This is a genomic window from Photorhabdus heterorhabditis (assembly GCF_001280945.1).
GTDB classification, from domain to species: domain Bacteria; phylum Pseudomonadota; class Gammaproteobacteria; order Enterobacterales; family Enterobacteriaceae; genus Photorhabdus; species Photorhabdus heterorhabditis.
Map to the genome: position 1 here is coordinate 1 of NZ_LJCS01000047.1, position 12,138 is coordinate 12,138.

15 protein-coding genes and 1 pseudogene are annotated in these 12,138 nt (G+C 43.5%); 15 read left to right on the forward strand and 1 reads right to left on the reverse strand.

Annotated features, from left to right (window positions below; genetic code table 11):
* Positions 1-125: 125 nt before the first annotated feature.
* Positions 126-395, forward strand: a pseudogene (locus tag AM629_RS22340) (DNA methyltransferase); the annotation flags it as partial.
* Between the two features lie 44 nt (positions 396-439).
* Here the strand turns inward: AM629_RS22340 and AM629_RS14995 are convergent.
* Entirely contained in the window at positions 440-841 is a 402-nt protein-coding gene (locus AM629_RS14995; protein WP_046397427.1) for a YjaA family stress response protein, read from the reverse strand.
* Between the two features lie 160 nt (positions 842-1,001).
* On the opposite strand from AM629_RS14995, the gene AM629_RS15000 reads away from it, so the two are divergent.
* From AM629_RS15000 to AM629_RS15065, 14 genes are all read left to right on the forward strand, one after another.
* Complete coding sequence (locus AM629_RS15000; RefSeq protein WP_011147597.1) at positions 1,002-1,184, forward strand: phage holin family protein; 183 nt, start codon at positions 1,002-1,004, stop codon at positions 1,182-1,184.
* Positions 1,168-1,704, forward strand: a complete 537-nt coding sequence (locus AM629_RS15005; RefSeq protein WP_054480082.1) for a lysozyme — start codon at positions 1,168-1,170, stop codon at positions 1,702-1,704. The genes AM629_RS15000 and AM629_RS15005 overlap by 17 nt, the downstream gene beginning before the upstream one ends.
* A gap of 92 nt (positions 1,705-1,796) precedes the next feature.
* Positions 1,797-2,246 (forward strand): lysis protein, encoded by a 450-nt coding sequence (locus AM629_RS15010; RefSeq protein ID WP_054480116.1) that lies wholly within the window; start codon positions 1,797-1,799, stop codon positions 2,244-2,246.
* A gap of 98 nt (positions 2,247-2,344) precedes the next feature.
* A complete protein-coding gene (locus AM629_RS15015) occupies positions 2,345-3,112 on the forward strand; it encodes a protein kinase domain-containing protein (RefSeq protein WP_054480083.1) in 768 nt (255 codons plus the stop codon).
* The gene (locus AM629_RS15020) at positions 3,109-3,846 is read left to right on the forward strand and encodes a PP2C family protein-serine/threonine phosphatase (protein WP_054480084.1); all 738 of its coding nucleotides are present in this window, start codon (positions 3,109-3,111) and stop codon (positions 3,844-3,846) included. The genes AM629_RS15015 and AM629_RS15020 overlap by 4 nt, the downstream gene beginning before the upstream one ends.
* Positions 3,847-4,308: 462 nt before the next feature.
* A complete protein-coding gene (locus tag AM629_RS15025; protein WP_051560919.1) occupies positions 4,309-4,626 on the forward strand; it encodes a hypothetical protein in 318 nt (105 codons plus the stop codon).
* Positions 4,627-4,704: 78 nt separating this feature from the next.
* Positions 4,705-5,424, forward strand: a complete 720-nt coding sequence (locus AM629_RS15030; protein ID WP_054480085.1) for a terminase small subunit — start codon at positions 4,705-4,707, stop codon at positions 5,422-5,424.
* A gap of 8 nt (positions 5,425-5,432) precedes the next feature.
* A complete protein-coding gene (locus AM629_RS15035) occupies positions 5,433-6,668 on the forward strand; it encodes a PBSX family phage terminase large subunit (protein ID WP_054480086.1) in 1,236 nt (411 codons plus the stop codon).
* Complete coding sequence (locus AM629_RS15040; RefSeq protein WP_040149363.1) at positions 6,668-8,173, forward strand: DUF1073 domain-containing protein; 1,506 nt, start codon at positions 6,668-6,670, stop codon at positions 8,171-8,173. The genes AM629_RS15035 and AM629_RS15040 overlap by 1 nt, the downstream gene beginning before the upstream one ends.
* A gap of 85 nt (positions 8,174-8,258) precedes the next feature.
* Positions 8,259-8,951, forward strand: a complete 693-nt coding sequence (locus AM629_RS15045) for a phage head morphogenesis protein (RefSeq protein ID WP_054480087.1) — start codon at positions 8,259-8,261, stop codon at positions 8,949-8,951.
* A 17-nt stretch (positions 8,952-8,968) separates the two neighbouring features.
* Positions 8,969-10,294 (forward strand): DUF2213 domain-containing protein, encoded by a 1,326-nt coding sequence (locus tag AM629_RS15050; protein WP_054480088.1) that lies wholly within the window; start codon positions 8,969-8,971, stop codon positions 10,292-10,294.
* Positions 10,295-10,296: 2 nt separating this feature from the next.
* Positions 10,297-10,773, forward strand: coding sequence for a structural cement protein Gp24 (locus tag AM629_RS15055; RefSeq protein WP_054480089.1), 477 nt, complete (start codon positions 10,297-10,299; stop codon positions 10,771-10,773).
* Complete coding sequence (locus AM629_RS15060) at positions 10,773-11,807, forward strand: major capsid family protein (protein ID WP_011147585.1); 1,035 nt, start codon at positions 10,773-10,775, stop codon at positions 11,805-11,807. The genes AM629_RS15055 and AM629_RS15060 overlap by 1 nt, the downstream gene beginning before the upstream one ends.
* Entirely contained in the window at positions 11,808-12,134 is a 327-nt protein-coding gene (locus tag AM629_RS15065) for a hypothetical protein (protein WP_054480090.1), read from the forward strand.
* Positions 12,135-12,138: the final 4 nt, after the last annotated feature.

Here is a 12,138-nt window from a genome sequence, read left to right on the forward strand (position 1 = left end):
GATTAAGCGTAAACGCCTGCGTCTGCTGCGCCACCAGTTCCCAGCCGTCAAACACCAGATGGCGGATCATTTTCAGCCGGCCGTGCTGATACTCGCGGATTTCCGCCGGCACGTCGCCGTCCCACACGGTGACGGTAGATGTGCCTTATACTGATGTCTGGTCTTTTCCACCTGTTCAGTATTACCCAGGTAAACATCCTTGCGAAAAGCCGGCAGACTTGATGGCGCATATTATCCGATCCAGTAGTCGGGAAGGGGATTTGGTGGCGGACTTCTTTATGGGATCGGGCTCAACACTAAAAGCGGCACTGAAGCTGAATCGTAGGGTCTTGGGTGTAGAATTGGAAGAAGAGTACTTTAACCAAACTAAGCGGGAAATTGGGGTAATAATATGAATAACTACCTCGTTGCGGTGGAGGGGTTATTTGAGTTTCTCTCATTAGTTATTATGGCCAAATAGTGAATTGTTGGATAGTATTTGGCGGATTTCATTGTCAGAAAGTGGTTGTAATCTCGGTGAACAGAGATTAACTTTTTGACTTGAAGTAATGCTCTTAGCGAGATCTATATAAGCTCTAAATTCAACTTGGCTGTGTCCACCTTCATTCATTTCCATCGGCTGAATAATCACATGATGGTTTGACAAAAAAAAGTTATACCAAGTATTTTTTCTCACTTTCTTTATTAATTTTTTAAGCAAAAACATTGCAGGTATCATTTGCCCTAGTAATAAACGAGATGTGGTAAAGGGAGTGTCGGGGGTACCAGAGACTTCTTTACCAGTGCTGACGTTGCGAACAACAATTTTATTAATATATAGTCGTATGTAAATTAAGCTCATAAAAATGTGTATGTCAGGTAATTCAAATTTGTTGCAAGTATACGTTCTTCTCTTAATGCAGTGAAGTCTGATGCTTATTGAGTCTTTTAAATCAATACAGGGCAAATCAGCCCAAGTAATTAAATTAACTAAATGATCACTCCATCAGTGGGATGGAATTATGCGTATGGACAAATACACCAGCCCCACTGCATACACTTGGGGCACATTTACAGCAATGCTTGGTGCTCTGTCGCTGAACGACTGGGCCATCATTATTGGCATTATCTGCACTGTTGGCACCTTTGGGGTCAACTGGTACTACAAGCATCGGGAGCTTAGCCGCAATGACAAAGACCAGTAAGTTAAGTGCTGTGGTTATCGGTCTGGTTCTCTCTGGTGCAGGTGCCACGGCGATATTGTCTCAGTTCTTGGACGAGAAAGAGGGTAACCGGCTATCAGCGTATCAAGATGCGGGGGGAGTCTGGACAATCTGCCGAGGTGTTACTTGGATTGATGGAACTCCCGCTCGTCAGGGGATGAGGTTAATGCCGAATCAGTGCCGTGACCTCAATGCACAAGAAGCAAAGCAGGCTATTGCATGGGCAAAACGCAATGTGCGGGTGCCATTAACTGAACCTCAGATAGCAGGTATTGCCAGCTTTTGCCCATATAACATTGGCCCATCGAAATGCTTCTCTTCCACATTCTATAGAAAGCTGAATGCCGGAGATAAGAAAGGCGCTTGTGCTGAGATAAAACGTTGGGTATTTGATAATGGTCGAGACTGTCGACAGACCAAAGGGCAGGCAAACGGCTGTTATGGTCAAGTTGAGCGACGTGCCCAGGAATCGGAATTAACTTGCTGGGGGCTGGATGAATAGACATTCGTTGGCCAGGATATTGTTTCTGTTTGGTTTTGTTCTTACTTTGATAGGTAAAGATGGATGGGGTTGGTTTCTGGGGTATTGTTGCTATGAAATTTAACTTTCATTACTACACGATACTAGCGTTGATCCTTATTTCATTGACAGCGTATTGTTATCACTCTGAGTTACAGAAAGAGCAGCATATTACAAAACAGCGGCAATCAGAAATCCAACAGCTTACGGATGCGCTTAATTATCAAAATTCACACATCACTATGTTGCGCGAGCTTGATGTGAAACACACTCAGGAACTTGCTAATGCCAAATCTGAAATTGATGTTCTTCGCAATGATGTTGCTGCCGGTCGTCGCAAGTTGCGCATCGCGGCAACCTGTAGTCAAAGTGAAACCGGTTCCTCCGGCAGAGTGGGCCATGCAACCACCGTCGAACTCACTGAAGAAGCTGGATCAACTGTTCTCGATATCAGAGAAGGCATTATCAACGACCAGGCAAAATTAAGATATTTGCAAGAGTATATTAGTCAATGTCTTAATTAATTTAAATTTTAATAGTTTTAATAGGAAAATATAGGACATATTCCTCTTTGCTTGTAGATTTTGATTTGTAGAAAGGCAAAATACGCAAAGGATAAAATATGGAAAGACGAGGTAATTATTTTATAAATCCGGTACGACAGATTGGGCGTGGAGCTTTCGGCTATGTGGAAGAGGTTGAACTCTACAGCCTTGATAATAATAAGTGTGGTAACTACGCTAGGAAAACGTTATCAGTCAATGAAGACCTGCTTAAAGGTTTCACGCTCGACGAGTGGAAGCGCAGATTTCGGAGAGAAGCCATGTATCAGGCTTCTTGCTGCCATTCAAATGTGGCTCCAATTTACATTCACCAATTATCCACTGATAAACCTTGGTTTATTACTGGGCTTGCAGAGAATGACTTAAATAGTGAACTTAGTATGGGGCTACTCCGAGTATCAGAAAAATTAAGCATTATAAAAATGATACTCGAAGGGATTAAGTATATGCATGTGAGAAAAAGATACTTGCACCGTGATTTAAAGCCAGCGAACATCCTTAAATTCTCTGATGGTTTCTACAAGGTTTCTGATTTTGGTCTTGTAAAGAATTCAAATAAAGAAGCTGAATCTGAGGTATTGAGTCATATTGGGGCTGCAATGGGAACTCGTAAGTATATGGCACCTGAGGTCCATAATGGATTTTATGATGAAAAAACAGACATCTATGCTCTCGGTGTAGTAATCGGTGAGTTTGGAATCAGTCAATTAAAAGGGATAGATGATTTTATTCATAAAAGCACAGCACATAAACCTGCAATGAGGTATAACTCAATTGAGGACATGTTAAGTGATTTCGAGAAAATCATTAAGGAGAATAATCAATGATTACCTTATTGAACTGCGGCCTATTCTCGTTGGGAAAAAACGCTATACGAGGTAATCAAGACTCTATTATGCCACCCAAGATTGTAGGTAATGGATATATTATGGCTGTGGCTGATGGTGTTGGGGCATATGAAGGTGCGCAGGAGGCTTCACAAACGTCCATTAATTATCTTTCAAGCTTTGTTATTGAAGATGATTTAAATATGAATTTAATATTTTCTTCGATAAAAAGAAAAGTAGCTAAGTTATCTGAAAATAATTCAAGTTTCCATAGAGCGGCGACAACACTTACATTTTGCTACGTTCGCGAAGATAGTATACATATTGGGCATGTAGGAGATACAAGAATTTACGCAAGAAAAGGGAAAAAGCTTATTCAATTATCAACAGATCATACTCAGCATCAAGAACTGATTAATGAGGGGTTATTCACAAAGAAAGAATTGAAAGGCGTGAAGGGAAAAAATACTCTGACGTCGGCGCTTTCAAAGGTAATTGATCTTACCTATCAGGATCTTCATTACCCTCTCTCCGAATTTATTGATTATGAAGGTATATTAGACATATATATTATGTCGGATGGTGCACATCACTTCTGGGAAAAACGACCAAGGTTTTCAGATAATACCCTGTGTAATCCAGTGAGATTTGCATCAAGCTTACAAAGACGAATTGAAAAAGCTACACCAATTGACGATTATTCACTAGTGGCTGCCAGTTTTAAAATTTCGTAAATGATACAGTTTGCTTCGTTTTAGGTTAACTGTTCTATTTCTACCCCCCATTTTTTTGGGGGGGTAAGTCAGTGCAGCTAACTCATACCATCAGTTAACGCTGGTGGTTTTTTATATCCGCAACACTCAAACACTGCAAGTAACTAATTCAGAGCATTTTGCTGACAGAGTACTCGATAGTAGTTATTCAATCCGGTGTGATATTTAAAATGCCGGGGATTTATTAAACTGAAAAGAAGAATGTGCTGATTCCAACTGTTTCTTGGTTGGAAATGGTTCAGCGCTGGTTATCGCCGTCTGTTTGTATTAACTGGCATATGTTAGCAACAGTTGGCCAGACAATACTGATAATGCATGCCATTACGTTCCTTGTTTACTCTGAGTGTAAGTTAGTGGCATTTTGTATCTATCGCGTACTAGTGATAATGCTGATGTATAATCCTCCCATGCAAGGAGGAAGTGATGTTAAAAATATTCAATTGCGTAAAACTTATCGGATTGCTGATTGTTTTTATTTTACCTTGTATCGGGTACTCGGAAACCCAATACGTAGATCCTATGACAACATGTCTAAATGATTATGTCCTTCCTAAATTATCAGCAGACATACTGCCTGAAAAGTTAGTGGATGATGCTTTTATTACGTGCAAATCTCAGGTTGATGAGTGGCTTAAGCCTTTTGAGGCTATTGATAAACGTGAAGAAAACTATAAATCTATGCATGATTTTTATGTTCGAATGGTAAATATCAGACGGAAAGCCGAATTAAGCAATAACTGAATGATGATTATTTGTTATTGAATAAATATTGCATGTTGACCACCTTCCACGGTGGTTTTTATATTTTAAGGGAAAGAAATGGCAAAAAATACTGACTGGGAGGGAATAGAGCGTGATTACCGTTCCGGCCTTCTCTCAATCAGGGAGATTGCCAAACAATATGGCATCAGTGATGCAGCGATTCGAAAAAGAGCGAAAACTGAGGGATGGGTTCGCACTATTGTTGAAAGTACGCAGTGCGAACCTGATGCGAACCAAGCGGAAAGTCAGGTAGCAAGTAGCACCAGTAATATCTTGGAGTCTGAAAAGTTCGCAGAGAGTTCGCAAGGAACCGCAGGGATTCTCAAGCCGCAATACGAACAGTTTGCTCAAAACATAGCGGCGGGTATGCCGATGAAAGAGGCGGCAATTTGTGCGGGTTACTCTCCAGCCCGTGCTGATTCTCAATCATCCATATTAATACGCAGACCGGAAATAAAAGCCCGCATTCGAGAACTGAGAAACGAAGCGGCGTTGCTTGTTTCATTCAATGCTGGACACTTGGCTGAATTGTCGTTTCGTGCCGGGAAAGAAGCGTTAGCAGATAAGAAGTTCGGACAGGTTGCGCCGAACATTAAGAACGCTGCGCAACTTACCGGTATCGACATGAGCAGCAATAAAACTGAGGTTAATGTCGATCTGGCCGGATTGAGCTATGGAAAGGTCTGCATTGTCACTCCTGCCAATTGTCCTGCTGATGTCTGGGCTTCTCACATGGAGAAATTGCGCGAGGGAAAACAGGTAGCCCAGTCATCATAGATGGTGTTCTGTACGCTTTTAGTAGTGACTGGGCGACAGAAGTTTTATATGACCGAGCATTAGGTTCTGTTCGCTGGCGTTGGACATATGGCGGGCGTGGTGGCGGTAAATCGGTAGAGATTGCTCGTGCGCTGGTATTGTTGGGTGCTATAGAACCAATGACGATTCTTTGTGCCCGTGAATTCCAGAACTCAATCAATGATTCTGTTCTTGCCCTGCTTGAGGCACAAATCATTGATCTTGGCCTGTCCCACTTCTATAAGGTCAAAAACAACGAGATTGAAGGTCAGAACGGCACTCGTTTCACGTTTAAAGGTCTTCGCAACAATATTCAAAGCATCAAGTCGATGCATGGCATTAAGATCTGTTGGGTTGAAGAGGCTCAGACCGTTTCGCAAGATAGTTGGGATATTCTTGGGCCAACTGTACGTGCTAATAAATCCGAAGTCTGGGTTTCTTTCAACCCCCGCGAGGAAGAGGACCCGACATACAAACTGATGACCCGGCATCATGAAGATCCCCCTGACGGCGGCGTTATTATTCGAAAAGTTAACTATTGTGATAATGCCTTTTTTCCTGACGTACTCCGGCAGGAAATGGAATATTGCAAACGCATCGACTATGAAGCGTATGAGCATATTTGGCTTGGGTTACCAAAAGCACTCAGTGAAGCGGTTATCTTCTCTGGGAAATACCGGGTTGAAGCATTTTCTGATGAGCTATGGCTAGAAGCTGACCGACTTTTCTATGGAGCTGACTTTGGTTTCGCTAATGACCCGTCCACACTGGTTCGCTGCTTCATTATTGGTACCAAACTATATATCGAATATGAAGCCTATGGAGTAGGCGTTGAATTAGATGAAATGCCCCAGTTCTATGATTCGGTACCGCTTTCTCGTAAATGGCCCATTCATGGGGACAGTAGCCGACCGGAAACTATCAGTTACTTATCACGCCAGGGGTTCGTTATCGATGGTGCCACAAAATGGCCGGGGAGCGTTGAGGATGGGATCACTTACCTAAAAGGGTTTGAAGAAATCATTATTCATGAACGCTGTAAGCACATGATTGATGAGGCAAGACTCTATTCATACAAGACTGACCGACTGACCGGTGAAATCCTGCCGGTGGTGCTCGACAAACATAACCATTTATGGGATGCGGTACGTTATTCGCTGGATGGTTATATCACAGGCAAAAACAACCCACTTCGTATATCTAAAAATCTGTTGGGGCGAATTTAATGTTTTTCAAATTCAGACATAAAAAGAAAGCGGAGGCTTTGCCAGTTGAACAGGATATTGATCAAGCATCACCTCAGCCAATGAACATACATCCGGATACTGTCGGATCGATAACAGAGAGAAAAGTAGCTCGGCCTGTTGAACCATACAGGCCCCCTCCCGGTGTTGTTCCTACTGAACAGTTATCCGCATTAATGGCAATGGATTCTACACCTTATGAATATATGACGGGTACAGGTGGTATATCGGGAGATGTGGGTTTCCCCGGTTATCCTTATCTGGCCCAACTGTCACAATTACCCGAATATCGGAAAATGGTCGGCACTATTGCAGGGGAGATGACTCGTAAGTGGATAAAGCTAACGTCAGTGGGGGATAATGACAAATCAGATAAAATCAAAGCGCTTAATGAGGCTATTGAAAAATTCCACGTTCGTGAACGGTTAAAAAAAGCCATTGAACATGATGGTTTTTTTGGGCGAGGTCAGATTTACATTGATGTTCGCACGTCAAGAGGCGTGCTTGCTGCAACCGATCCGGTTGAACTTGAGTCTAGATTATTTCTGTCACCCAAAAAAATCACAAAGGGGAGTCTTATTGGCTTTAACGTCATTGAGCCAATATGGACATATCCGGGGATTTATAACGCTAGCAACCCGTTGAGCAATGATTTCTATAAGCCGTCAAGTTGGTATGTGATGGCAAAAACTGTACATGACAGTCGTTTGATTACATTTATCACCCGGCCATTAACCGATATGTTTAAACCTGCGTATAATTTCGGCGGCTTATCACTGACTCAGATTGCAGAGTCTTATGTACAAAACTGGTATAGGACACGTGATAGCGTATCTGATTTGATCCATTCATTCTCTGTGTCTGGATTTAAAACCAATCTTCAATCGACGTTGCAAGGACAGACGAAGAATCCTGATCAGTTAATTTATCGTGCAGAATTGTTTAACAAGATGCGTGATAACCGAGGGGTAATGATGCTGGATAACGAAGAGGAGTTTTTCCAGTTCAATACACCGCTAAGTGGCCTTGATTCACTGCAAGCCCAGTCTCAGGAACATATGAGTTCAGTCAGTAGCATACCGTTAGTGATTTTTACAGGTATCACACCGAGCGGGCTAAATGCGTCATCTGATGGGGAAATCCGTGTTTTCTATGACTTCATTGCTACTTTGCAAATGTTAGTGAAAGATGGACTGGCACGAATGATTGATATTATTCAATTATCCGAATTTGGCGAAATTGATCCTGATATTAGCTTTACATTCGAACCGTTGTATCAAATGAATGATGAACAAAAAGCCAGCATACGTAAGACCGATGCAGATACTGATTCAGTATTAATTGCTGCAAATGTGATTAGCACAGATGAAGCCCGCGAACGTCTAGCCAACGATGAAAACAGCCCGTATCACTCTCTGGAAATCAATGATGAAATCGACAAAGAAGACGACATCGAAGAAGAGGACAACACGGAAAACATCATCTGATCCCCTTCAAACACTCCGACAAATTAAACCTAATGCCGGTGTTCGTGTGTGGTACAGCAAGCAGTTATATAAGCTGGTGGATGAGATGAATAACTCGGTGATTTACTGGGTATCCGCCAACTATAAGAACAGCGGTGCAGCAATGGCAATGGATGTTAGCCCGGAGATGTTGATGCGTTCAGCAATGCGAAAATTAACCCGGCGTTGGTTAAAGCAGTTTGATGCTTTAGCTGACAAGCTGGCGAAAAAATTCGCGGCTTTATCAATGGACAACATGGATGCCTCGTTAAATCATGCGTTAGATGCGGCACATATTTCGATACCGTTCACGATGACGACAGAAATGAATAACGCGCTACAGACGGTCATTGGTGAGAATGTTGGGTTGATTAAAAGTATTCCACGGCAATATTTATCCCAAGTTGAAACGCTAGTGATGCAATCAGTAGCAAGGGGGCGTGATCTTGGAACGTTGACAAAAGCCTTGCAAGAGCGTTACGACATTACTAAGCGCCGAGCAGCCCTGATTGCTCGTGACCAGAACAACAAAGCGACTTTTGTTATGCAATCTGCCCGGCAGCGTTCAATTGGTTTTAAAACGGGTATCTGGCGGCACAGTCATGCAGCAAAAAAATTTCGTCAATCACACTTGAAAGCGGATGGTAAAGAGTTCGATTTATCAAAAGGGCTTTATATTGACGGAAAATGGATCATGCCTGGTGAAGAAATCAATTGCGGGTGTGGTTGGCAGGTCGTCATTCCTAAACTAACCAACTAATTAATCCGAGAAATATTATGAATCACGGTCTGGCGTTAGATCGGGCTTCTGTACGCTCATACGACAGAGATGGGCGTTTGCATGTTACTGAAAGTCCTATCTCTAAGGCGACGGTATCATCGTATTACGGAAGAGAAATCCCGAACTGGCAAGGGTTAAGGCTTGATCCTAATCGTATCTACAAACTGTTGCGTGCCCCTGATGAATTAGAGAAAGGGGTTGCAACTTTCAATAACCTGCCGTTATTGAAAAAACACATTCCCGTCACGGCGGCCAAACCTTCAACAGAATTGATTGTCGGTACAACGGGATCAGATTCCATGTTCGATGGTACATACCTGAAAAACAGCCTGGCAATTTGGGATGCTGAATCTATAGCGGGTATTGAATCGGATGAACAAAAAGAATTGTCAGCGGCGTATCACTACGTCGCTGATATGACCCCCGGCATGTATGACGGCATTCATCATGATGGCGTTATGCGCGATATCGTCGGGAACCATGTCGCTCTTGTTGAAGAAGGGCGAGTCGGTGCAGATGTTGTTGTCTGCGATTCCCTCCCTCTGGAGTTAAAACACATGAAGTTAAATAAAAAAATGGTGGTTGTCGCTGTACGTGCGGCGCTGGGGGCATACTTGCAGCCGAAATTAGCACAAGATGCTGCACCAAAAGAAATTGCCTCATTACTGAAAGCGGGTGGTAGCGCGAAAAGTATAGCGGAAGCGGCGAAAAACAAATTCGGTACCCTTCTGGCTCAGGATATGGAAATCGACTCAGCGGAGCTTGCCTCAATCATTGAAGCTGTTGCTGATGATGCGGAGACACAGGAGCCTGCGGAGTTACCCGCGCAGGACGATGATATCTGTGCACAAGTACTTGAACTGCTTGCGGGTAAATTGCCAGAGGAAGACTTGGAAAAAATCCGGGCGTTAATTTCAGGCACTCCCGCGCAAGACGATGATCCCGATAATAAACCAGAACCAAAGGAAGAGGATAGCGTCAGTAAGCCCGCAATGGATGCTGCTATTCGTGCAGCTACTCGAAAGGCAGAAAAAGACACAGTGAATCACATTAATGCTATTCGCATTGCTGAGGCTGAGGTTAAACCCCTCATCGGTGATGTAGTAGCAATGGATTCTGCTGACGAAATTTACAAGGTTGCGCTTGATGAGGTGGGTGTTGATACAACCGGCGTTCATCCGTCCGCTTATCGCTCTTTAGTGAAAATGCAGATCGGCATAGCAGAGTCAGCAAAACTTAAAGCCCGCCTAGCAATGGATTCTGCTGCGATAGATTCTTTTGAAAAACGTTTTCCCACCGCATCTAAATTAGTGAGGATTTAACTATGGGTTTTCCGAACAAAATTAATCACTATCCAGCCTCCGGCATTGAGGGAGCATTTGCCAGTACTAACCCTAGCGCCACTTTGTTAGCAAGGGACGGCACGCTGATTGCGGGTAACGATGGAGTAACTGTTGGGTGTTTTGCCTGGGTGATTGATGGTGTCGTTTCGAACAAGGGGGCGGGTGCCCCGTCTGGTTTTGTGGGGCGTGACGGACAAGCGTCTATCACTCTTTGGTTGGGAGAAGCATCCATGCTGATCCAACCCGGACGTGAAGTCACTTTATTTACTGCGGGTGATTTTACGGTACGAACAAGCACGCCCGCAAAAGTTGGGGATAAGATTTACGCATCCTTAAAAACGGGTGAGGTGCAGGCCGCAGCAGCGGGAAAAACTATCACTGATTTTATCGAAACTAAATTCGTTGCCGGTACTGCTGCTGGTGCAGGTGAATTAGTCAAAATGGGGACCTGGAGCTAATGAAACGACACACAGATTTTCAATATATTGAAGGGGAATACGGCATTGTAGTACCACAGGCCGTCGATTACTTAAATCCCCAATATGCTCGTAACTATACGTTAGCTATGGATGCACAGCCAGCTATGGTGACCGTGAGTAACGCCGGTGTTCCTGCGTATCTGACTAACTATCTCGATCCTGAGTTGGTTCGTGTGTTGGTCACGCCGATGAGAGCGGCTGAAATTATCGGTGAAAATAAAAAAGGTGACTGGACAACGCTGACAACCCAGTTCCCGGTTGAAGAATCAACGGGTGAAGTGAGCTCATACGGTGATCACAGCAATAACGGTATGTCAGATGCTAACGTGAATTGGGTGGAACGCCAGAGCTATCATTTCCAAACATTTACTGTCTGGGGGGAGCGTGAGCTGGATATGTACGGTACGGCCCGTATCAATCGAGCAGCGCAACTTAATACCGCAAGCGCATTAACCCTAAACAAGTTTATGAACAAGTCTTATTTCTATGGTATTGCGGGGCTTAAAAACTATGGACTGTTGAATGATCCGGGGTTAAGCGCACCGGTGGTACCGGCTGCAAACGGAAAATCCAATGGTACAACGTGGGAAACCAAAGACGGGCAGGCAATTTATGACGATATTTCCCAACGCCTATTTAAGCAGCTTACAAAACAAACAGAAGGGTTGGTGGAACGAACAGAGCCATTGAAACTTTGCATGTCGCCAACAGCGGAAGTCAATCTGACAAAAACTAACCAGTACAACGTTAATGTTACCGATCAATTGAAAAAGAATTTTCCGAATCTGACGATTGAAACGGCGGTTGAATACAGTACGGAAGCGGGGGAACTGGTTCAATTGATTGCTGATACGCTTGATGGTGAAAAAACGGCTTATGCCTCATTTACTGAAAAAATGCGGGCACATGCGGTTGTTGTGAGCTCATCCAGTTTTAAACAAAAGAAATCAGCCGGTACGTGGGGTGCGATTATTCGTTATCCACACGCTATTGCACAAATGTTGGGGGTTTAAATGGTGGCAGTCATTGTGGGGTGTAAATTGCCTCACGGGTTAACGATTGAAATTGATGGGAATAGTGTGACGCTAAACGGGATAAATTCATCAACAATTATTGGTGGTTATGGGCTGACATATGATGTTGATAAAGCGTTTTTTGACAAATATCTGGAGCTCTATGCAGATACGGAATTGGTCAAAAATGGGCTTATTTTTGCCCAGGAAAAACTCAAAGAGGTTCGGACGGAAGCTGAGGAAAAAGCCGGGTTAAAGAACGGGTTAGAGCCTATCGATCCCCAAAAACCGGGTAAGAATATTGAGCAGCGAAAAGAAGAGGATTAAGCTA